The organism is Nocardioides bigeumensis (assembly GCF_039531755.1).
GTDB classification, from domain to species: Bacteria; Actinomycetota; Actinomycetes; order Propionibacteriales; family Nocardioidaceae; genus Nocardioides; species Nocardioides bigeumensis.
In genome coordinates this window covers 223,265-244,937 of sequence record NZ_BAAAQQ010000002.1, presented here as the reverse complement: position 1 = coordinate 244,937, position 21,673 = coordinate 223,265, and the positions used below count along the sequence as shown (strand labels likewise).

The 21,673-nt window shown below is 72.1% G+C and carries 20 protein-coding genes; 4 read left to right on the top strand and 16 right to left on the bottom strand.

All coding sequences use genetic code 11. The features are described from left to right. Positions 1 to 45 precede the first annotated feature (45 nt). The 6 genes from ABD295_RS02385 to ABD295_RS02360 form a co-directional block, all read right to left on the bottom strand. Entirely contained in the window at positions 46 to 312 is a 267-nt protein-coding gene (locus tag ABD295_RS02385; RefSeq protein WP_344302002.1) for a hypothetical protein, read from the bottom strand. A 142-nt stretch (positions 313 to 454) separates the two neighbouring features. Then, complete coding sequence (locus ABD295_RS02380) at positions 455 to 895, bottom strand: ribonuclease H family protein (protein WP_344302001.1); 441 nt, start codon at positions 893 to 895, stop codon at positions 455 to 457. Between the two features lie 35 nt (positions 896 to 930). After that, a complete protein-coding gene (gene gatB, locus ABD295_RS02375; protein WP_344302000.1) occupies positions 931 to 2,433 on the bottom strand; it encodes an Asp-tRNA(Asn)/Glu-tRNA(Gln) amidotransferase subunit GatB in 1,503 nt (500 codons plus the stop codon). Continuing rightward, positions 2,430 to 3,941, bottom strand: a complete 1,512-nt coding sequence (gatA, locus tag ABD295_RS02370) for an Asp-tRNA(Asn)/Glu-tRNA(Gln) amidotransferase subunit GatA (protein ID WP_344302696.1) — start codon at positions 3,939 to 3,941, stop codon at positions 2,430 to 2,432. The genes gatB and gatA overlap by 4 nt, the downstream gene beginning before the upstream one ends. A 41-nt stretch (positions 3,942 to 3,982) precedes the next feature. Further along, entirely contained in the window at positions 3,983 to 4,282 is a 300-nt protein-coding gene (gene gatC, locus ABD295_RS02365; protein WP_344301999.1) for an Asp-tRNA(Asn)/Glu-tRNA(Gln) amidotransferase subunit GatC, read from the bottom strand. Between the two features lie 24 nt (positions 4,283 to 4,306). Next, positions 4,307 to 4,957 carry a hypothetical protein gene (locus ABD295_RS02360; RefSeq protein WP_344301998.1) on the bottom strand — a complete coding sequence of 217 codons (651 nt, stop codon included), beginning with the start codon at positions 4,955 to 4,957 and terminating at the stop codon, positions 4,307 to 4,309. Between the two features lie 321 nt (positions 4,958 to 5,278). On the opposite strand from ABD295_RS02360, the gene ABD295_RS02355 reads away from it, so the two are divergent. Continuing rightward, positions 5,279 to 6,097: a nucleotidyltransferase domain-containing protein gene (locus ABD295_RS02355; protein WP_344301997.1), complete on the top strand. Its 819-nt coding sequence runs from the start codon at positions 5,279 to 5,281 to the stop codon at positions 6,095 to 6,097. Positions 6,098 to 6,118: 21 nt separating this feature from the next. Here the strand turns inward: ABD295_RS02355 and ligA are convergent, their stop codons facing one another. Beyond that, positions 6,119 to 8,248 carry an NAD-dependent DNA ligase LigA gene (gene ligA / locus ABD295_RS02350; RefSeq protein ID WP_344301996.1) on the bottom strand — a complete coding sequence of 710 codons (2,130 nt, stop codon included), beginning with the start codon at positions 8,246 to 8,248 and terminating at the stop codon, positions 6,119 to 6,121. Positions 8,249 to 8,368: 120 nt separating this feature from the next. Between ligA and ABD295_RS02345 the strand changes: the two genes are divergently transcribed. From ABD295_RS02345 to ABD295_RS02335, 3 genes are all read left to right on the top strand, one after another. Then, entirely contained in the window at positions 8,369 to 8,989 is a 621-nt protein-coding gene (locus tag ABD295_RS02345; RefSeq protein ID WP_344301995.1) for an alpha/beta hydrolase, read from the top strand. Between the two features lie 120 nt (positions 8,990 to 9,109). Continuing rightward, entirely contained in the window at positions 9,110 to 9,763 is a 654-nt protein-coding gene (locus tag ABD295_RS02340) for a TetR/AcrR family transcriptional regulator (protein WP_344301994.1), read from the top strand. Next, positions 9,760 to 11,361: an MFS transporter gene (locus tag ABD295_RS02335; RefSeq protein ID WP_344301993.1), complete on the top strand. Its 1,602-nt coding sequence runs from the start codon at positions 9,760 to 9,762 to the stop codon at positions 11,359 to 11,361. The genes ABD295_RS02340 and ABD295_RS02335 overlap by 4 nt, the downstream gene beginning before the upstream one ends. 224 nt (positions 11,362 to 11,585) lie before the next feature. Here the strand turns inward: ABD295_RS02335 and ABD295_RS02330 are convergent, their stop codons facing one another. From ABD295_RS02330 to rplU, 9 genes are all read right to left on the bottom strand, one after another. Then, positions 11,586 to 12,593 (bottom strand): uroporphyrinogen decarboxylase/cobalamine-independent methonine synthase family protein, encoded by a 1,008-nt coding sequence (locus ABD295_RS02330; protein ID WP_344301992.1) that lies wholly within the window; start codon positions 12,591 to 12,593, stop codon positions 11,586 to 11,588. Beyond that, positions 12,590 to 13,702 carry a tRNA 2-thiouridine(34) synthase MnmA gene (gene mnmA / locus ABD295_RS02325; RefSeq protein WP_344301991.1) on the bottom strand — a complete coding sequence of 371 codons (1,113 nt, stop codon included), beginning with the start codon at positions 13,700 to 13,702 and terminating at the stop codon, positions 12,590 to 12,592. The genes ABD295_RS02330 and mnmA overlap by 4 nt, the downstream gene beginning before the upstream one ends. A 2-nt stretch (positions 13,703 to 13,704) precedes the next feature. Then, positions 13,705 to 14,901, bottom strand: coding sequence for a cysteine desulfurase family protein (locus ABD295_RS02320; protein WP_344301990.1), 1,197 nt, complete (start codon positions 14,899 to 14,901; stop codon positions 13,705 to 13,707). A 58-nt stretch (positions 14,902 to 14,959) separates the two neighbouring features. After that, on the bottom strand, positions 14,960 to 17,431 hold the full coding sequence (locus tag ABD295_RS02315) for a LuxR C-terminal-related transcriptional regulator (RefSeq protein WP_344301989.1): 2,472 nt from the start codon (positions 17,429 to 17,431) through the stop codon (positions 14,960 to 14,962). 41 nt (positions 17,432 to 17,472) lie between these two features. Then, a complete protein-coding gene (locus ABD295_RS02310; RefSeq protein ID WP_344301988.1) occupies positions 17,473 to 18,090 on the bottom strand; it encodes a nucleotidyltransferase domain-containing protein in 618 nt (205 codons plus the stop codon). A 22-nt stretch (positions 18,091 to 18,112) separates the two neighbouring features. Continuing rightward, positions 18,113 to 19,240: a glutamate 5-kinase gene (proB, locus tag ABD295_RS02305; protein ID WP_344301987.1), complete on the bottom strand. Its 1,128-nt coding sequence runs from the start codon at positions 19,238 to 19,240 to the stop codon at positions 18,113 to 18,115. Between the two features lie 7 nt (positions 19,241 to 19,247). Then, entirely contained in the window at positions 19,248 to 20,783 is a 1,536-nt protein-coding gene (obgE, locus tag ABD295_RS02300; protein WP_344301985.1) for a GTPase ObgE, read from the bottom strand. 131 nt (positions 20,784 to 20,914) lie between these two features. After that, positions 20,915 to 21,169 (bottom strand): 50S ribosomal protein L27, encoded by a 255-nt coding sequence (gene rpmA, locus ABD295_RS02295; protein ID WP_344301983.1) that lies wholly within the window; start codon positions 21,167 to 21,169, stop codon positions 20,915 to 20,917. A gap of 49 nt (positions 21,170 to 21,218) precedes the next feature. Next, complete coding sequence (rplU, locus tag ABD295_RS02290; RefSeq protein ID WP_344301981.1) at positions 21,219 to 21,521, bottom strand: 50S ribosomal protein L21; 303 nt, start codon at positions 21,519 to 21,521, stop codon at positions 21,219 to 21,221. Positions 21,522 to 21,673: the final 152 nt, after the last annotated feature.

Below are 21,673 nucleotides of genomic sequence, written 5' to 3'. Positions count from 1 at the left end.
GGACGTCGGCGGGGAATCCGGGCGCCTTCGGTGGACTGCGGTCGGTCACGTCCGCCGGTGCAGGGTGATGGTGTCGTCGGAGTGATACGTCGTGTCGTATCGGGGGTCGTGGATCTTGCCGCGGTGCCAACTGCAGGCGAGGAAGTGGTCCTTCTGGTCGGTCTTCCCGCCGAGTGCCCAGGGTTCTCGGTGGTGGCTGTCGCACCACGCGGCGGGCACGGTGCACCCGTTGATCTGGCACTCGTGGGTGGTGACGAGCCGGGCTCTGCGCTGCGCTGGCGAGTGGGGGCGGAAGAGTGTGGGATCGATCATCGTGGACACCACGCTAGGCGCGACCACCGACAACCGAGCGTGCCAGAAGCCGTTACCCACAGGTGCATTCGCACTACGTCGGGTTGCTGTCCGGCGGTTCTCGCCGTCGGACAACTGTCTCGCTCTTCGACACCGAGAGCCCTCAGGCGCGCGAGGCGGCCACCGCGAGGGCGTCGACGAAGTCGTTCATCCGGTCACCAGAGTGACCCTTGACCCAGCGGAACGACAGCCCGTCGCCTTCGGCACGCTCGCGGACGAGCTCGACGAGCGGCTGCCACAGGTCCTGGTTGGCGACCGGCTTGCGGGCCGACGTCGTCCAGCCGCGGGCCAGCCAGCCCTCCCACCAGCCGTCGCGGAAGCAGTTCACGACGTACGTCGAGTCGCTGACCACCACCAGCGGCCCGTCCAGCGCGCGCACCGCCTCGAGGGCAGCACGGATCTCCATGCGCTGGTTGGTGCTGACGGCCTCGCCGCCGGAGTCGTACGTCGCCTCGTCGAGCGCCCACGCCCAGCCGCCCGGTCCGGGGTTCCCCCGGCAGGCACCGTCGGTGTAGACCTCGCGGGCGCCGACTGGCGCCGTCATGTCGGCCGGACGGGGCCGGCGGACGCGCGAGCCGGTCAGGACAGCTTCTCCAGGATCAGCTCCCGGACCCGGCCGGCGTCGGCCTGGCCGCGCATCTCCTTCATCACCGCGCCGATGAGGGCGCCCGCCGCGGCGTGCTTGCCGTCGCGGATCTTGTCGGCGACGTCGGGGTTGGCGGCGATGGCGTTGTCGACCGCAGCCGACAGGGCGCCGTCGTCGGAGACGATGGCGAGGCCGCGCGTGGCGACGATCTCCTCGGGCGTCCCCTCCCCCGCGAGCAGACCCTCGAACACCTGGCGGGCCAGCTTGTCGTTGAGCGTGCCTGCGTCGACGAGCGACTGGACGGCGGCCACCTGCGCGGGGCTCACGCCGAGCGCCGAGAGCTCGACACCCGAGTCGTTGGCGCGGCGAGCGAGGTCGGCGAGCCACCACTTGCGCGCAGCGGCGGGCGGCGCCCCGGCCGCGATCGTCTCCTCGACCAGGCCGAGCGCGCCGGCGCCGACGGTGTCGCGCATCTCCAGGTCGGAGAAGCCCCACTCGGCCTGCAGCCGGGCCCGGCGCTTCTCGGGCGCCTCGGGCAGCCCGGAGCGCAGCCCCTCGACCCACTCGCGCGACGGCGCCACGGGCACCAGGTCGGGCTCGGGGAAGTAGCGGTAGTCCTCCGCGTCGGACTTCTCGCGCCCGCTCGTGGTGACGCCGGTGTCCTCGTGCCAGTGCCGGGTCTCCTGCAGGATCGTCTCCCCCGCGTCCAGCACGGCCGCGTGCCGCTGCATCTCGTAGCGCACCGCCCGCTCGACCGACCTCAGCGAGTTGACGTTCTTGGTCTCGGTGCGGGTGCCGAGCGTCCCGGACCCCTTCGGGGCGAGCGACAGGTTGACGTCGCACCGCAACGAGCCCTGCTCCATGCGCACGTCGGACACGCCGAGGGCGAGGAGCAGGTCGCGCAGCTGCGCGACGTACGCCTTCGCCACGAGGGGTGCTGCCGCGCCCGTGCCCGTGATCGGCTTGGTGACGATCTCGATGAGCGGGATGCCGGCGCGGTTGTAGTCGACCAGCGAGTAGTCGGCGCCGTGGATGCGGCCGGTGGAGCCGCCGACGTGCAGCGACTTGCCGGTGTCCTCCTCCATGTGGGCGCGCTCGATGCCGATGCGGTACGTCGTGCCGTCCACCTCTACTTCGGTGAAGCCGTCGAACGCGATCGGCTCGTCGTACTGCGAGGTCTGGAAGTTCTTCGGCATGTCGGGGTAGAAGTAGTTCTTCCGCGCGAAGCGACACCACTCCGCGATCTCGCAGTTGAGCGCCAGGCCGATGCGGATAGCGGACTCGACGGCCTTCCCGTTGACGACCGGCATCGCTCCGGGCAGTCCGAGGCAGGTCGGGCAGACCTGGGAGTTGGGCTCGGCGCCGAACTCCGTCGCGCAGCCGCAGAACATCTTGGACGCCGTGTTGAGCTCGACGTGCACCTCGAGGCCGAGGGCCGGGTCGAACTTCTCGAGCGCCTCCTCGAACGACAGCAGCCCCACTGACTGGGTGGTCATCGCGAGCCTCCTTCCGTGGGAAGCGCGGGCGCCTTGTCGAGGATCGCGCCGCCCCACTGGTGCACGAGCATCGCCTCGAGCGCGGCGCCGACGCGGTAGACGCGGTCGTCGGCGAGCGCCGGCGCGAGGATCTGTACGCCGGTGGGCAGCCCGTCCTCCTCGGCCAGGCCGCTCGGCACCGAGATGCCGGGCACGCCCGCGAGGTTGGCAGGGATGGTGGCGAGGTCGTTGAGGTACATCGCCAGCGGGTCGTCGAGCTTCTCCCCCAGCTTGAACGCCGTCGTCGGCGCGGTGGGCGAGACCAGCACGTCGGCCTGGCTGAAGGCCTGCTCGAAGTCGCGGGTGATCAGCGTGCGGACCTTCTGCGCCTGGCCGTAGTAGGCGTCGTAGTAGCCGCTCGACAGCGCGTAGGTGCCGAGGATGATGCGCCGCTTCACCTCGTCGCCGAAGCCCGCGTCACGCGTCGCGCGCATGACCTCCTCGGCCGACGGCGACTCCACGCCCTCAGGCAGGACCCGGAGGCCGTAGCGCATGGCGTCGAACTTCGCGAGGTTGGACGACGCCTCGGCCGGCAGGATCAGGTAGTAGGCCGCCAGCGCGTGCACGAACGACGGGCAGGAGACCTCGACGACCTTCGCCCCGGCGTCGACCATCAGGTCGACCGACTCCTGGAAGCGCTCCAGCACTCCGGCCTGATAGCCCTCTGCTGATCCTGGGCCGCCGAGCTCGGTCACCACGCCGATCGTCACGCCGGAGAGGTCGCCGGTGACGCCCTGCTCCGCTGCGGCGACGAGCCCGGGCAGCGGTTGGTCGATGCTGGTCGAGTCGAGCGGGTCGTGCCCGCCGATCAGCTCGTGCAGCAGCGCCGCGTCGAGGACGGTGCGGGTGACCGGGCCGGCCTGGTCGAGGGAGTTGGCCAGCGCGACGAGGCCGTAGCGCGACACCCCGCCGTACGTCGGCTTCACCCCGACCGTGCCGGTGACCGCACCCGGCTGACGGATCGAGCCACCGGTGTCGGTTCCGATCGCCAGCGGCGCCTCGAAGGCGGCCACAGCGGCGGCGGACCCACCGCCGGAACCGCCGGGGATCCGGTCGAGGTCCCACGGGTTGTGGGTCGGGCCGTACGCCGAGTGCTCGGTCGACGAGCCCATCGCGAACTCGTCCATGTTGGTCTTGCCGAGGATCGGCAAACCGGCGGCACGCAGCCGGGCGACCACGGTGGCGTCGTACGGCGGCACCCAGCCCTCGAGGATCCGGGAGCCGCACGTGGTGGGCAGCCCTCGGGTGGCGAGCACGTCCTTGACCGCGATCGGGACACCGTCGAGGCGGCTCTGCGCGTTTCCGGCCCGACGACGCTCGTCGGAGTCGCCCGCCTGCGCGAGCGCACCGTCGCCGTCGACCTGGAGGAACGCGTGCACCTCGCCGTCGACCGCGGCGATCCGGTCGAGATGGGCCTGGGTCAGCTCGACGCTCGAGACGTCGCCCGCGTCGAGAAGGTCGGCGAGCATCGCGGCGGAGAAACGGGTCAGGTCCCCGGTGTGCTGGTCGCTCACTGCTCGTCACCCAGGATCCGCGGCACCGCGAAGCGCTGCTGCTCCTGCGCCGGGGCGCCGGACAGGGCCTCCGCCGCCGACAGTCCCGGGACGACGACGTCCTCGCGGAAGACGTTGGTCAGCGGGATCGCGTGGGACGTCGGCGGCACGTCGTCGCCGGCGACACCGGCGATCGACGCGACCGACTCGAGGATCACGCTGAGCTGCGGAGCAAGGTGGTCGAGCTCGGCTTCGGACAGGTCGATCCGCGCCAGGTCGGCCAGGTGCGCCACCTCGTCGCGGGAGATCTCGGGCATGCCGCGATCCTATGGGTGGCTCTGCTAGTCGACCCTGTGCAGGGTGCCGCGCAGGCCGCCGTCGTAGCCGGTGGCGTAGGACAGCACGTCGTCACCCAGGGTGAAGTAGTCGCCGCCCTCGAGGCGCAGCTTGCACGACGACGAACTGTCGCTGCTGAAGGAGCCGGTCGCGAAGTCGAAGGCGGGCCCGTCGTCGATCTTGACCAGGGTGATGTTGCCGACGCAGGGCAGCAGGTCGGTGGTGAGCGTGCCGCACGGCCCGCCCTCGACGCAGTCACTGGTGACGACCAACGTCATCGTGAACTTCTGAACGCCCGACCTGGCCGGACCCGACCAGGTGCCGGTCAGCTCGTCGAGCAACGCCGAACGAGGAGCCGACCCGGCCGTGGCCATGGCCGTGGCCGTGGCCGACGGAGTGGCAGCGGATGGCTGGTCGGACGTCGGTTCGTCGTCGTCCGAGCCGGCGTCGCTCGTCGAGGCCGCGGCGACCGACTGCGGATCCGGCGTCTCGGGAGGAGGCAGGAAGTGGGTCGTGAGTGTCACGGCACCGGTGATCGCGGCCGCACCGAGGGCAGCCACGGCTGCCCACGCGCTGGCGGACAGCCCTCCGTGCCGCGCGCCGTCGCCCAGGGAGACGGCGGGAGCGGTCTCGTCGAGCTCTTCGGGTTCGGCCATGAGGCACCTGTCCTGGACTGGATCCCGAGAGGAACGAGCGTAGCGACGCACCCGCGTCGAGCACACGCGGAATCTGTCCGAGCGGGCCAGCGGACCAGACCGGCCCGGCGTGGGTGCTGAGATTCCCTGCGACTATTTCGACGGATCTGTCGGGAACGCGCGCCTTGCGGCGTCGAGAGGGAGCTTGGCCCAGCTCGGTCCGGAGCAGGCCACCCACGCGCTCGCCGACGCCGAGCGCCGGCTGCTGGTCACCCGGCTGCACCGGCACCCGCTCTCCGGCGGCTCCTGACCCAGCCTCGGCGAGCGCATAGCCTGCTCGGCATGGACGTCGCGGCCGCACTTGCTCCGCTCGAGGACGGGTACGACGCCGTGCTGGACAGGCTGCTCGGGATCGCGCGGGACGACGAGCGCATCCGTGCGGTCTGGCTGTCGGGCTCTGTCGGGCGCGGCACCGCGGACGCCGGCAGCGACCTCGACGTGATCCTCACCGTCCCCGACCCGGACGCCTTGGCCGGCCCCGGCACGTGGGCGGCCCTCGACCCCGTCATCACGATCCCGATACCCGGCCTGCCCGGCTGCTTCGCGCTCACCACGCGCGCCGGGCTCAGGGTCGACGTCGTGGTCGAAGCCGTGGACGCGCACGCCGACACGCCCTACCGGCACCGGGTCGCCGTCCTCGACAAGGACGGGCTGGGCACCCCGACGTCAGTCGACGATCCGCCCGGCCCGGACCTCGCGCGGATGGACGCCGTGGTGACGGAGTTCCTGCGGCAGGGCGCGATCTTCCCTGCGGCGGTCGTGGCCCGCCGCGACTGGCTGCTCGGGCAGGTCGCCGCCCACAACTGCAACGTCCAGCTCTACAACCTGCTGGCCTTGGCCAACGAACCTCTTCCGCCGATGGGCCTCAAGCAGTGGAGCAGCCGGCTGACGCCCGAGCAGCGCGAGCTCCTCGCCTCGCTCCCCCGCCCGGTCGCCACGCGCGAGAGCGTCGTCGCGGCCATGACGGTGGCGAAGGACGCTCTGCGGACCCACGGTCGGTCAGCCGTCGAAGCCGTCGGCGGCACCTGGCCACGGGAGGTCGAGCAGGCGATCGCGGCGTACTGGCGCCGGCACGGGCTCGACTGGGCCGACCCTGCCTGACGCCCCACTGACATGGCCGGCCTACAGGCCGGCGGGACCCTTCTCCAGGAGCAGCTCGAATCCGGCCTCGTCGAGGATCGGGACCCCCAGCGACTCGGCCTTGTCGGCCTTGGAGCCGGCATTCTCCCCCACCACGACGTAGTCGGTGTTCTTGGACACCGAGCCGGCCGCCTTGCCTCCACGGCTGAGGATCGCCTCCTTGGCGGAGTCGCGGCTGAACCGCTCGAGCGACCCGGTGACGACGACCGTGAGCCCTTCGAGCGTGCGCGCCACGGACTCGTCGCGCTCGTCCTCCAGGCTCACCCCGTCGCGCTCCCAGGCGTCGACGATGGCGACGTGCCAGTCGACCTCGAACCAGGCGATGACCGCCTCGGCGATCGTCGGACCGACTCCCTCAGCGGCCGCGAGCTCAGCCTCGGACGCGGCTCGGATGGCGGCCATCGAGCCGAACTCCTGAGCCAGCGCCCGGGCGGCCGTCGGCCCGACGTGCCGGATCGACAAGGCGACCAGCACGCGCCACAGCGGCACGCTCTTGGCCTTCTCGAGGTTGGCGGCGAGGCGCTCGCCGTTGGCGGACAGCTGGGGGCCGTCCTCGCCCTTCTTGGGCGCCCGCGTGAAGAGCGGCGCCTCGACCAGCCGCTCCCGGGTGAGCGAGAAGAGGTCCCCCTCGTTGACGATCACGCCCGCGTCCAGGAGCGCCGCGGCCGCCTCGTAGCCGAGGCCCTCGATGTCGAACGCACCGCGCCCGGCGACGTGGAACACCCGCTCACGCACCTGCGCCGGGCAGGCGAGCGAGTTGGGGCAGCGGAGGTCCTTGTCGCCCTCCTTCTGCTCGGCCAGCAGCGTGCCGCAGGAGGGGCAGCGGGTCGGCATCTTCCACTTGCGCAGGCCCTTGGGCCGCAGCGCCTTCACCGGGCCGACGATCTCCGGGATGACGTCGCCGGCCTTGCGCAGGATCACCGTGTCGCCGGGTCGCACGTCCTTGCGCTCGACCTCGTAGCGGTTGTGCAGCGTGGCGTTCTCGACGGTCGATCCCGCCACCCGGGTGGGCTCCATGACGCCGTACGGCGTGACGCGGCCGGTGCGCCCGACGTTCACCCGGATCTCGAGGAGCTTGGCGTTGACCTCCTCGGGCGGGTACTTGAACGCGATCGCCCAGCGCGGCGCCCGTGAGGTCGAGCCCATCCGGCGCTGGAGCGAGACGTCGTCGACCTTCACCACCACGCCGTCGATCTCGTAGTCGACGATCGAGTGGCGATTCTCGCCCGCGTGCTCGATGTAGGCCTCGACGTCCTTGAGCGTGGGCAGCACCCGCACCTGCTCGGAGGTGGGCAGGCCCCAGGCGGCGAGCGCCTCGTAGGCGTGCGACTGGGCCTTGGGCTCGAACCCACGACGCTCGCCGATGCCGTGGCAGACCATGCCGAGGTCTCGGGTGGCGGTGACGCGCGGGTCCTTCTGGCGCAGCGAGCCGGCGGCGGCGTTGCGGGGGTTGGCGAAGACCGGCTTGCCGGCCCCGGTCATCGAGACGTTGAGGCGCTCGAACGCCGCGACGGGCAGGAACACCTCGCCGCGTACCTCGATCAGCGCCGGGACCGGGAACTCGTCAGTCGGGGTCAGCCGGTGCGGCACCGACGCGATGGTCTTGACGTTGGGCGTCACGTCCTCACCCGTCCGTCCGTCGCCGCGGGTCAGCGCCCGCACCAGTCGGCCGTCCTCGTAGAGGAGGTTGATCGCGAGGCCGTCGACCTTCAGCTCGCAGAGCAGGTCGGGCGACTCGAGACCCTCACGGCCGAGCCGGGAGTACCACGCCTCCAGCTCGTCGTAGGAGAACGCGTTGTCGAGCGACTCCATGCGCTGGAGGTGGTCGACCGCGGTGAACTCGGTCGAGACCGCTCCCCCGACCTTCTGCGTCGGCGAGTCCGGGGTGCGCAGCTCGGGGAACTCGTCCTCCAGCGCCTCCAGCTCGCGCAGCCGGACGTCGAAGTCGGCGTCGGAGAGGGTCGGGTCGTCGAGGACGTAGTAGCGCCACCGGGCCTGCTCGACCTGCTCGCTCAGCTCGGCGTGCCGCTCGCGGGCCGTGGCGGTCGGCACGGGCGGCTCGGACGTCGGCCCAGACGTCGACTCGCCCGCATCCTGTTCGCGCTGCGTCATGGGGCTCATCCTGCCGCGAACCACCGACATCCTTCAGCCCGGATCCCTCCCGGCTCCTCACCCATCTGCCACGCTCGCGGCGACGAACACACCAGCGTGAGCGCCCACAAGGAGAGCTGCATGACCGTGCCGACCCTGACCCCGGCCGCCGTCGCGCCGCCGGACGACCGGGTACGCGGCGTGGTGCTCATGCTGCACGGCGGCAAGGACCGCTCCACCGAGGTCGTCGACGACCGCAGCCTGTCGCGGCGGCGGTCACTGGTGATGCAGCGGGCGCTCGCACCGGCCTTCGCCGAGTCCGGGCTGCTCACCTGCCTGATGAGCTATCGGGTCCGCGGCTGGAACGGCGGCAGCGGACCGGTCGAGGACGCCCGTTGGGCGCTGGAGCAGGTACGCCGCGAGCTCGGCGACCTGCCGGTCGTGCTGCTCGGCCACTCGATGGGCGGGCGCACCGCCGTCCACGTCGCGGACGACGCGGCCGTCGTGGGAGTCGTCGGCCTCGCGCCCTGGTGGCCCGGCGACGAGCCCGTCGAGGCGCTGCGCGGCAAGCACCTGGTCGGGGTGCACGGGAGCAACGACCGCATCACGTCGTACCGCCAGAGCGAGCGGTTCGTCGAGCGGGCGAGCACGGTCGCCGCCACCGCCGAGCACGTCGTCCTGCGCGCCGCCGGTCACTACATGCTGCGCCGCGCGTCGACCTGGAATGCCCACGCCCGCGACGCGGTTCTGACGATGATCTGAGAATTCTCGAAGTTTCTCGAGATTTGGGGAATGCCTGCCCCGGAGCTACGGTTCCGGATGAAACGAAACTGTTTCGTTTCATCCGCGTGAACAGACCGACCGGCAGGAGCAACACCCCGCATGACCCCGCAAGAAGCAGCCACCGTCGCCGCCCACCGGCCGCGCATCGAGGGCCATCGTGAGCAGGAGATCCTGCAGGCGACCCTCGACGTGCTCGCCGAGGTCGGCTACGACCGGCTGACCATGGACGCGGTCGCCTCGGCGGCCAAGGCGTCCAAGGCCACGCTCTACCGACGGTGGAGCAGCAAGGCCGCCCTCGTCATCGACGCCATCCTGGCCCAGAAGGGTCCCGCGCGGGCACCCGACACCGGCAGCCTCCGCGCCGACCTGCTGGAGATGCACTGCGGCCAGGGGGGTGTCACCGACGCGCGCGCCATGGGCGTGCTCGCCAGCCTCATCACCGCGGTCAACAAGGACCCGGAGTTCGCCGCGGCGTTCCGCCGCGACTTCATCGGTCCCAAGGTCACCATCGGGCGCGCCGCGTTCGAGCGTGCCCGGGAGCGCGGCGAGATCGACCCTGACGTCGACATCGACCTCGTGGCCCCCGCCCTGGCCGGCATGGTCCTGCACCGGACCTTCGTCCTCGGCGAACCGCCGACGGAGAGCACGATCGCCGCTCTCGTCGACCAGATCATCCTCCCGGCCTGCGGCGTGCGGCCGGGCGGCGTACCCGACTCGAAAGCCACACAGAACACACAGAAGGAAGACTCGTGAGCCATCTCGACAGCACCGCTCCCGTAGCGGAACCGGCGCAGGCACGCCCGGAGCGCAAGCTCCACCTGGGCTGGGCCCTCGTCCTGATCTCGATCGCGCAGCTGATGGTGGTCCTGGACGCCACCATCGCCAACATCGCGCTCCCCTACATCCAGGCCGACCTCAACATCTCGCAGGCCAACCTGACCTGGGTCGTGACCGGCTACGCCCTGGCCTTCGGCAGCCTGCTGCTGCTCGGCGGCCGCCTCGGTGACCTCTACGGCCGGCGGAAGATCTTCATGACCGGTCTGGTCATCTTCGCCGTGGCCTCGCTGCTTGGGGGCTTCGCCACCAACGAGCCGCTGCTGCTCGGCGCCCGCGGCCTGCAGGGTCTGGGCGCGGCACTCGCGTCCCCCGCCGCCCTCGCGCTGATCACCACGACCTTCCCGGCCGGCCCGGCGCGCAACCGCGCCTTCGCCGTGTACGCCGCCATGTCGGGCGCCGGCGCGGCGGTCGGCCTGATCCTCGGTGGCTGGCTCACCGGCACCTCGCCCGAGTTCCTCGGCTTCGACATCGACGGCTGGCGCCTGACGTTCCTGATCAACTTCCCGATCGGCGTCGTCGCCGCGTTCCTGGCTCCCCGCTTCCTCAACGAGTCCGAGTCGCACCCCGGTCAGCTCGACCTGCCCGGCGCCGTCACCGGCACCCTGGGCCTGCTCGGCGTCGTCTACGGCCTCTCGCGGGCCGGCACCGAGGGCTGGGGCGACAGCTGGACGATCGCGAGCCTGATCGCCGGCGCGGTGATGATCGTGCTGTTCATCGTCATCGAGAGCCGCGTGGAGCACCCGCTGCTGCCCTTCCGGGTCTTCCTCAACCGCACCCGCGCATCGAGCTTCGTCGCGATGTTCCTGGCGCCTGCGGCGATGTTCGCGATGTTCTACTTCCTGAGCCAGTACATCCAGAACGTCATGGGCTACAGCCCGCTCAAGGCCGGTGTCGCGTTCCTGCCCTTCACCGTCGGCATCGTCTTCGGCGCCGGACTCGCGTCCAACCTCGTCAGCCGCATCGACCCCCGCTACATCGCGGGTGTCGGCACGCTGATCGCCGCCGGTGCGTTGTTCGGCTTCTCCACGCTGCCGTTCGACACGGAGTTCCCGGTCACCGACGTGACGGGCTCCTACGCCACCGACATCCTGCCGTTCGTCGTGATGATGGCGGTCGGCATGGGCCTGACCTTCGTACCGGTCACGCTGACCGCCGTGCACCACCTGCGCAACGAGGACTCCGGCATCGGCTCGGGCGTCCTGAACACCATGCAGCAGGTCGGCGGTGCGCTCGGCCTCGCCGTGCTCGCCACGGTCGCGACCCAGACGTTCACGGACCGCGGTGCCGAGATCGCCGCGGCCGCTGCGAACGCCGGAGGCCCCGCGCCGGCGGCGGACCAGGCGGCGGCGTACCAGCTGATCGCCCAGCACCAGATCTTCACCGAGGGCTCCACCCAGGCGTTCCTCACGGGTGGCTTCCTGATGCTCGGCGCGTCGATCGTCGTCTGGCTGTTCCTTAACGTGAAGCACGACGAGCTGGCCACCGACGGCCCCGAGGGTGTCCACGTGGGCTGACGCCCACCGCCTCGCGGCAGCGACACAGGACCCGCACCCTCGCAGGGGTGCGGGTCCTGCTGCACTCGTCGGGCGACCGTAACCACGCAATTGCGCCGTTGTGGTCGCTGGAACCCGCTCACGACGACAACTTCCGTTCAATTGCGCCGTTGTGGTCGCGAAAGGCGGCCAGCAGCGACAACATCAGCGCAATTGCGCGGAAGTTGTCGGCCGGGGCCGCAACGTCAGCGGACGAGGTCGCGCGCGGCGGTCCGGCAGATCTCGAGCGCCTGGCGGACCCAGGCAGGCGACGCGCCGGCCAGGCCGCAGGCGGGCGTGAGGACGACCTGGCCGCCGACCACGCCCGGATCCAGGCCGAGCATCTCCAGCAGCCCCAGCACCCGGCCGGTGACCCGCGCGGCCTCGGGCGGGGTGCCCGGGTCGAGGGAGGGTACGACGCCGAGCGCGACCCACTCCCCCGCCTCGAGCGCCACGGCGATCTCGTCGAGGTCACCCGGCAGCAGCTGGGCCTCGTCGACCGCCAGGCCCCGGGCGCCCGCGCCGCGCAGGAGGTCGAGCGGCGTCCGGGCCGCGCAGGTGTGCACCCAGGGCTCGGCTCCGGCGGCCGAGACGGCGCCGAGCACCAGCCCGAGCGAGCCACTCGCCTCCGGCAGGTCCACCGAACGGTGTCGCCCGAACCCCGACGCCGTCGGCACCTCGGCCCTCAGCACGGACGCCAGCGCCGGCTCGTCGAGCTGCACGACCAGCCGCTCGACCCCCGGCAGGCGGCGGCGGACGTCGGCGACGTGCTCGGCCACGCCCTCGGCCAGCGCCTCGGCGAGCTCACGCCGGGCGCCGTGGTCGGAGAGGATCTTGTCGCCGCGCGGCTTCTCGACGGTCGCGGCCAGGGTCCACGGCCCGGCGACCTGCACCTTGAAGGCCCCGACGAGGTCCTGGCCCTGGTCCTCGACCTGGTCGAGGTCCTGCGCGTGCTGCGACCGGGCCCGCCGGTGGTCGACCCCCGAGGTCGCCGACGAGCCGGTGAGCCGCCATCCGGCGGGTTGCAGGTCGGCGGAGAGAGCGACCAGCGCGAGCGCACGGCCCGTCATGGTCGCGCCCGCACCCCGTCCGGGCAGCTCCGGCAGGTGCGGCAGCCCGTCGGGCGGCGCGAGCTCACCGAGCACGATCCGCACCGTCTCGGCGTAGTCGCGGTCGTCCTCGCCGGGATACGAGCCGACGCCCGTGGCGGTCATCGCGCTGCCACCGCCGCGGCGATGGTGGCGGACCCGACGACCCGGCTGCCGTCGTACACGACCGCGGCCTGCCCGGGCGCGATGCCGAACGCCGGCTCGAGCAGCTCGATCTCGACGGTGCCGCCGTCGACGGCGACCCTGGCGGGCAGCTCGGCGCCGTGGGCGCGCAGCTGCACGGTCACCTGGGGTCCCTCGAGGAGACCCGGCTCCGCGCCGCACCAGCGCGGCGCCCGCCCGGTGATCCGGTCGACGGCCAGCCGCTCGCGCGGGCCGACCGTCACCGTGCCTGTCACCGGCGAGATGTCGAGCACGAAGCGCGGCTTGCCGTCCGGCGCCGGACGCCCGATGCGGAGCCCGCGCCGCTGGCCGATCGTGAAGCCGACCGTGCCCTCGTGCTGCCCGAGCACCTCACCGGTGGCGTCGTCGACGATGTCGCCCCCGTGGTTGGGGGCCCGGTCGCCGAGCTTCTCGCGCAGCCAGCCGGCGTTGTCGCCGTCGGCGACGAAGCAGATGTCGTGCGAGTCCGGCTTGTCGGCGACCAGCAGGCCGCGCGCGGCCGCCTCGCGGCGTACCTCGGCCTTCGTGGACCCTCCGAGCGGGAAGAGCGAGTGTGCGAGCTGGTCCTGGGTCAGCACGCCGAGGACGTAGGACTGGTCCTTGCCGTGGTCGACGGCGCGGTGCATCTCGACCAGGCCGCCCCGTGAGGCAGGCCCCGTCTCCAGACGCGCGTAGTGACCGGTGGCGACCGCGTCGAAGCCCAACGACAGCGCCCGGTCCAGCACCGCGGCGAACTTGATCTTCTCGTTGCAGCGCAGGCACGGGTTGGGGGTGCGCCCGGCGGCGTACTCGTCCATGAAGTCCTCGACCACGTCCTCGTGGAAACGATCGGACAGGTCCCAGACGTAGAACGGGATGCCGATCACGTCGGCGGCCCGGCGTGCGTCGTTGGCGTCCTCGATGGTGCAGCAGCCGCGGGCGCCGGAGCGGTACGACGCCGGGTTGCGCGAGAGAGCCAGGTGGATCCCCGTCACGTCGTGGCCGGCTTCGACCGCCCGGGCGGCAGCGACGGCGGAGTCCACCCCGCCGGACATGGCGGCGACGACGCGCATGCTCAGCGGCTCTTGCGGTTGGCGGAGCGCGCGCGCTCGACGACGGGGCCGATCGCCGCGACGACCGCGTCGACGTCGGCGGCAGTCGAGGTGTGCCCGAAGGAGAAGCGCAGGGAGTGCCTGGCCTCCTCCTCGCTGCAGCCCATCGCGAGCAGCACGTGGGAGGGCTGCGGCACCCCCGCCGAGCACGCCGAGCCGGTCGAGCACTCGATCCCGCGGGCGTCGAGCAGCATCAGCAGCGAGTCGCCCTCGCACCCCGGGAAACCGAGGTGCGCGTTTCCGGGCAACCGCTCCGACGGGTGTCCGTGGAGGTGCGCGTCGGGGACCACCTCGGTCACTCGCCGCACCAGGTCGTCGCGCAGCTGCGCGACACGGGTGGCGTGCTCGGCCTGCTGCTTCACGGCCAGCTCGGTGGCCGCCGCGAGCCCGGCGATCGCGGGCGCGTCGAGGGTGCCGCTGCGGATGTCGCGCTCCTGGCCGCCGCCGTGCACCAGGGCCGCCACCTCGACCTCGCGACGCACGACCAGCGCGCCCACTCCGTAGGGCCCGCCGAGCTTGTGGCCGGTGTAGGTGAGGGCGTCCACCCCCGACGTCGCGAAGTCCACGGGCACCGCGCCGACGGCCTGGACGGCGTCGGTGTGCACCGGGATCCGGTGCTCCGCCGCGATGGCCACGACCTCGTCGATGGGCTGGAGGGTGCCGACCTCGTTGTTGGCCCACATCACCGAGATCAGCGCGACGGTCGAGGGGTCGCGCTCGACCGCAGCACGCAGCGCGTCGAGGTCGAGCGTGCCGCGCTGGTCGACGGGAAGCAGCTCGACGTCCGCCCTCTCGACCGGCTCGCGCTCGGCCAGCCACATGAGCGGATCGAGCACGGCGTGGTGCTCGATGGCGGTGCTCAGGATACGGGTGCGGCGGGGGTCGACGGCGCGCCTGGCCCAGAAGATCCCCTTCAGGGCGAGGTTGTCGGACTCCGTCCCGCCCGAGGTGAAGACCACGTCGCCGGGCCGGCAGCCGAGCGCCTGCGCGATGGTCTCGCGCGACTCCTCGACGACGCGGCGCGCGTGCCGTCCCGAGGCGTGCAGCGAGCTGGCGTTGCCGACCTCCGCCAGGTGGACCGTCATGGCCTCGATCGCCGCCGGCAGCATCGGGGTGGTGGCGGCGTGGTCGAGGTAGACGGTCGGGGAAGGGTCGCTCATCGCATCCCCCAGCGTACGGCGTGCCCCGCACCGTGACCGCGACACCGGCGCCAGCCGGTCAGGACGCGGCCAGCCCGGCCCGGACGGCGTACGCCGTGGCCTCCGCCCGACCACGCACCCCGAGCTTGCGATAGATGGCGACCGAGTGGTGCATCACGGTCTTGGCCGACACCCCGAGCCGCTCGCCGATCTCGCGGTTGGTGGCCCCCGAGACCATCTCCTGCAGCACCTTCGTCTCGCGAGGGGTCAGTCCCGTCATCGATGCGGGCACCGACGCAGGCTCCGAGGCAGGTGAGGCCTCGGCAGCCTCCCGCGGAGAGGTCCGGCCGCCTCGCAGGAGCGTGCGCGCGTACGCGACGCCGCGGTCGTGTGCCTCGACGAGCGACAGGGCCTCCCCCTCGGCACGCCACGCCGCGAGGGCGTGCGGCCCCTCGCCGGCCGAAGCCAGCGCGGCGAGCGTTCCCCCGGCCTCCTGGTAGCGGAGGAGGGCGTCGGGCTGGAGGGCGAAGGCCAGGACGGACTCGAACTTGCCCAGCGCGGCGTGCAGGACCGTCCCGACTCGGACGTCCCCCCGGCGCGCGGCCAGCACGACGAGCGTCACGATCGGGATGGTGGCAGCCAGCGGCTCGGTCAGCCGCCAGTCCGCAGCGACCCGCTGCAACCGGTAGGCCCAGCGCGCTGCTGCGTCGTCGTCGCCGTCGGCCAGCGCCTGCTCCGCCAATGCCGCCAGCACCGAGCCGCCGAGCCGGCCGTCGCCTTGGCGCTCGCAGGCCTCCAACAGCTCTTCCAGCGACGGGAGCGCCACGTCGGGGTCGCGCAGGCGCGCCGGCAGCCGGTGCAGGAGCAGTGCCGTGTGGGTCGCGGTGTAGAGGTCGCCCACCTCACGAGCCCGGCGCAGACCGGCGTAGCCGAAGAGCGCGGTGTTCTCTGCGTCCTGCCTGACCTGGGCACCCATGGCGGCATACATCTCGAACTGGGCCGTCATCGCCTCGTTCCCGAGGTCGCGCGCCAGCTCGAGCCCCTCCGCGGCAGCCGCGAACGCGCTCGGAGCATCCATGGTCGTCGGCAACGAGCGCACCGTCAGCACGAGCGCCTCGAGGAGGGCCTGCTGGTCACCGGACCGGCGCGCGGCGGCGACGGCGCCACGCACCCGGCCGGTGGTCCACTCGGCGTACGTCGTGCCCTCGACGACCCGCTCGGACCCCGTGGCCGAGCGGATCAGCGCCCGGGCGAGCAGGACCGGGTCCGAGGACTCCTCGTCGAGACGTGCGACCAGCTCGTCCACTCGGTGCTGGAGCACCTGGGTGGTCCCTCGCTGGGACGCGGTGGCCTCGACCGCGGCGTGCAGCGCGTCGTCGACCGAGCCGTCGACGACGGCTCGGTCCAGGGCGGCCAGGATGTCGGGCAGCAGGTCGGCGCCCACCGGGCGCCGGCACCGGGCCTGGAAGTAGTGCGCGTGCCGCCGTTCGGTCTCGGTCGAGCGGCCCGACCTCGTCAGCCGCCGTGCGGCGTGGCTGCGCACGAGACGCGGCATCGCGAAGCGCGGATGGTCGGCGTCCCGGGCGTCCAGGTCGAGCAGCTGCACGTCCACGAGCGCCGACAACCGGTCCAGCATCTCGGCGGTGTCCGAGGCTTCGGGGACCGTCACCCGGAGCGCCGCCTCGAGGTCGAAACGCCCTTCGAAGACGGAGAGCTGGTCCAGCAGCGCGCCTGCGTCGTCGCTCAGCAGCGCACACGTCCAGTCCAGTGTCTGCTCCATGCTGGCGTGCCGGTCGGTACGCCGGCGCGAGCCGTCGCGGAGCAGCCCGATGCCCTGCGTGCCGGCCAGCTGGCGTGCCATCACCGAGACGGGGATCGCGGGCGTGCGCGACGCCGCCAGCTCGATGGCCAGCGGCAGTCCGCCGACCTCGTGGCAGATGGCCAGCACGTCGTCCCGGTTGTGCTCGCCGAGCGCGAAGCCCGCGTCGACGGCGACGGCCTTCTGGGCGAAGACCAGGACCCCCGGCGGCAGGTCGTCACCATCGAGCGGCGCCTCGGTGTCGAACGGCGCCACCCGGACGACCTGCTCTCCCTCAGCACCCAACGGCCGGAGTCCGGTCGCGAGCACCCTCAGGCCTGGGTAGCCCGCAACGAGCTCGTCGACGAGCGAGCCGGCGTCGACGGCGGTCTCCACGTCGTCGAGCACCAGCAGCAGGTCGTCACCGTGGCAGCGTTCCCACAGCGCCTCGGCGGCCGAGACGGCCAGCCCCTGGGGGCCGGGCAGCGCCGCGATCACCTCGTCGACCATCAGCGCCGCGTCCAGCAGTCCGCTGGCGCGCACGACCGCGGTGACCAGGTCGCCCTCGATGTCGGCCCGCTGGGCGTGCTCGACGGCGAGCCGGGTCTTGCCCACGCCTGCGGGGCCTACCAGGCTCACCACGCGGGTCTCCGCGCGGAACGCGTGCTCGATGGCAGCGAGCTCCAGCTCACGACCCATGAGCTGTCCAGATGTCCGCCCGAGCGTCGACACCGTCACCGGTTCGGTCGACATGCGGGCAATTCTGCCCTGCCCGACGGTCGTTCCGCGAAACTTTAGTAGAGGTCCAGCCACGGATGGTCCGGATAGACCCTGTCCAACGTGGCCCGCAGCCACTCCTGCCGGTCCGGCGCGAGGAGCGGCCACACGAGATCCCGGTCCCGCTCGTCCTTCGGCCGCCGCTGCAACGGTGATGCCTTGTAGGTCAGCACAATCTCTGGGCACAGGTAGCGGATCCCGTCCGTGGCCACCCACGTCACCTGATCCACGGGTGCGACGTGGGTCGGGTCACGCTTGCTGGTCCAAAGTCCGCCACGGTCGGGGGTGAGGGGCAGGTCGAGGACCCACGGCTCATGGGCGCTGCGGCGTACCCAGATCTGGCTCTCCGGGTGCTGGACGTCGGGGAACTGGTCGTTGAGCGGGCGCAGTGTGCCGTCGTGGATGTTCCAGGGCGTCCAGTCAGCGCCGAGGTGGGCCCGGAAGGCCGGGACGTCGCACGTGAGGATCGACAGGTCGACGTCCTCGTGCTCGCGCGGCACTCCCGTGAACGCCTCGATCGCCCAGCCGCCGACGATCCACCACGGCCGGTCGAAGCCGGCCATCACCTCCGCGAGCCCGCGTGGGTCGAGCGAGTCCCAGTCGCCGTACCAGCGGAAGAACTCCTCGTCGTCCACACCGCCTAGGCAAGCACAGATGTCAGAGCAGCACGAGGTCGTCGCGGTGCACGACCTCACGCTCGTACGCCGCTCCCAGCTCGCGCTTCAGGTCGTGGCTGCTCCGCCCGAGCAGGCCTGGCAGCTCCTCGGCGTCGAAGTTCACCAGGCCGCGCGCCAGGGGCACGCCGTCCGGGCCGACCAGGTCGACCGGGTCGCCGGCGACGAAGCCGCCCGAGACACCGATGACGCCCGCCGCCAGGAGCGACGCCCGCCGCTCGGTGACGGCCCGCACGGCGCCCGCGTCGAGGGTCAGCGTGCCCTTCGGCTCGGTGGCGTGGGCCAGCCAGAGCAGCCGAGTGGGCCGCCGCTTGCCCGTAGGCCGGAACAAGGTGCCGACGGCGGCACCGGACAGCGCGGCTCCCGCCTGCTCGGCCGAGGTGAGCACCACCGGGATGCCGGCGCCGGTGGCGATGCGAGCCGCATCGACCTTCGTGCGCATCCCACCCGTGCCGAGGCCGGCGCCGCCGGTGCGACCGATCCGCACCGTGGCCAGGTCCTCGAGGGCGGCCACCTCGGCGACCAGGGTCGCCCCCGCCGTGCCCGGTCTCGCGTCATAGAGACCGTCGACGTCGGAGAGCAGCACCAGCAGATCGGCGTGCACGAGGTGCGCCACGAGCGCGGCGAGACGATCGTTGTCGCCGAAGCGGATCTCGGTGGTGGCGACGGTGTCGTTCTCGTTGACCACCGGCAGCACGCCGAGCTCGAGCAGCTTGGCGAAGGTCTGGTGGGCGTTGCGGTAGTGGGAGCGGCGGGTCACGTCGTCGACGGTCAGCAGCACCTGCCCCGTCACCAGGCCGTGCCGGGCCAGCTCCTCGGTGTAGCGGTGCACGAGCAGTCCCTGACCCACGGCGGCCGCCGCCTGCTGGGCCGCGAGAGCGGCAGGCCGGCGGGCGAGGCCGAGCGGTGCCAGGCCCGCGGCGATCGCGCCGCTGGAGACCAGGACGACCTCGACGCCCCTGGCCCGCACCGAGGCGAGCACGTCGACGAGGCGGCGTACGCGCTCGGGGTCGATGCCGCCCTCGGCGGTGGTGAGCGAGGACGACCCGACCTTGACCACGACGCGCCTGGCCGCGACGACGTCGGGGCGCTGGTCGGCCGGCGCGATCACAGGGGGGTCACCGGTCGGCGTCCGGGTCCTGAGCCGAGCCGATCTCGTAGGAGGTCGGCCCGGTCTGGCGCCGGTCCTCGTCTTCGCGACGGTCGATCCGGCGTGCCACGTCGGCGCGCGCCTCGGTCTCGCTGCGCGTCTCCATGCCGGCCGCGATGTCCTTGCGGCGGCGGATCGCGGGTCGCTCCTCCTCGAAGCGGTGGTCCTCCCCGCGCCGGGCGAGGTTCTCGCCGCCGGCGTCGACCCCGGGCTTGAAGTCGAAGACGACCGCGTCGTCGGGGTGCCCGATCAGGACGGTGTCGCCCTCGACCGCGCCCAGCGCCAGCAGTCGCTTCTCGACCCCGAGGCGGTTCAGGCGGTCAGCGAGGAAGCCGACGGCCTCGTCGTTGGAGAAGTCCGTCTGACGCACCCAGCGCTCCGGCTTGGTGCCACGCACGCGCCAGCCCTCCGGCGACTCGGCCACGGTGAAGTCGTCGCCACCGTCGACCGAACGCGGACGGATGACGATCCGCTCGGTGACGTCGACCGGCGTCTCACGACGAGCCTTCTCCACCAGCGCGGCCATCGCGAAGGTCAGCTCGCGGAGCCCGGCGCCGCTGGCCGCGGACACCTCGAAGACGTCGAGACCCCGCTCGCGCAGCTCGTCGACGACCATCCCAGCGATGTCGGAGCCGTCGGGCACGTCGACCTTGTTGAGAGCCACCAGACGCGGGCGGTCCTCGAGGCCGCCGTAGCGGGCCAGCTCGGACTCGATCACGTCGAGGTCGTCCACGGGGTTGCGCCCGGGCTCGATGGTCGCGGTGTCGACCACGTGCACCAACGCTGCGCAGCGCTCGATGTGGCGCAGGAACTCGTGCCCGAGACCGCGACCCTCCGCGGCGCCCTCGATCAGGCCGGGGACGTCCGCCACGGTGAAGGTCGTGTCGCCGGCGCGCACCACACCGAGGTTGGGCACCAGGGTGGTGAAGGGGTAGTCGGCGATCTTGGGGCGGGCCCGGGAGATCGCCGCGATGAGGCTGGACTTGCCGGCGCTCGGGTAGCCGACCAGGCCGATGTCCGCGACGACCTTCAGCTCGAGCACGATGTCGAGCTCGTCGCCGGGCTCGCCGAGCAGCGCGAAACCGGGCGCCTTGCGCTTGGAGCTGGCCAGCGCCGCGTTGCCCAGACCGCCGCGACCGCCTTCGGCGACGACCAGCTCGGAGCCGGCGACGACCAGGTCGGCCAGCTGCTCGCCGTCCTTGGTCGTGACGATGGTCCCGCTGGGGACCGGGAGCACGAGGTCGGCGCCGTGACCGCCGTTCTTGTGGTCACCCGCGCCGTGACCACCGTGCTCGGCGCGGCGGCGGGGGCTGTGGTGGTAGTCGATGAGCGTCGTGACATCGGGGTCGACCCGCAGGATCACCGACCCGCCAGGACCGCCGTTGCCGCCGTCCGGACCGCCCAGCGGCTTGAACTTCTCCCGGTGCACCGACGCGACACCGTTGCCACCGCGACCCGCCGCGACGTGCAGGGTCACCCGGTCCACGAAGGTGGGGACGGCCATCTCGGGGTGCTCCTCTGCTGGATGTTCGCTAAGAGGCCACCGGGTCTCGAGACGGGTCGCTCAGCTCCTCGCAGGCTCTGACCTGAGCCGAGCCTGCCTCAATCTCCCGCCCTCTTCTCGGCCAAGCAGGCTCAGCCGAGGGGCGTGATGTTGATGACCCTCCGGCCGCGGCGCTTGCCGAACTCGACCGCACCCGGGACCAGCGCGAACAGGGTGTCGTCACCGCCACGGCCCACACCGGTGCCCGGGTGGAAGTGGGTGCCCCGCTGGCGGACGATGATCTCGCCGGCGTTGACGACCTGGCCGCCGAACCGCTTGACGCCGAGGCGCTGGGAGTTGGAGTCCCGACCGTTCTTGGTCGAGGCCGCGCCCTTCTTGTGTGCCATGTTGTTCAGTCCTTCGCGTGGCGGTGGATCGGGGTGGTGAGGCGGGACCTCACACGGAGATGTCGGTGACCTTGACCTGGGTGTACTTCTGGCGGTGACCCTGGCGCTTCTTGTAGCCGGTCTTGTTCTTGTACTTCTGGATGATGATCTTGGGGCCCTTGGTGGCACCGAGGATCTCGACGGTGACCGCGGCCTTGTCGAGCTTGGTGGCCGTCACCTTGTCGCCGTCGACGACCATCACCACGGGAAGGGTCAGCGTCTCACCCACCGCCGTCGAGGTGCGGTCGATCTCGAAGACGTCGCCGACGGCAACCTTCTGCTGCTTGCTGCCAGCGCGCACGATGGCGTACACGTCGTTCTCCTTCGTCTGGGCTGATCACGTCGGGGTCTGCGGCACACACTGGCTGCTCACGATGACGCTCGAGCAGGAGCAGGGTGCCACGCAAGGACGGGCGCCCCTCGAACGGCAGGCGCACCGAGGGTCAATAGTACGGACAGGGCTCG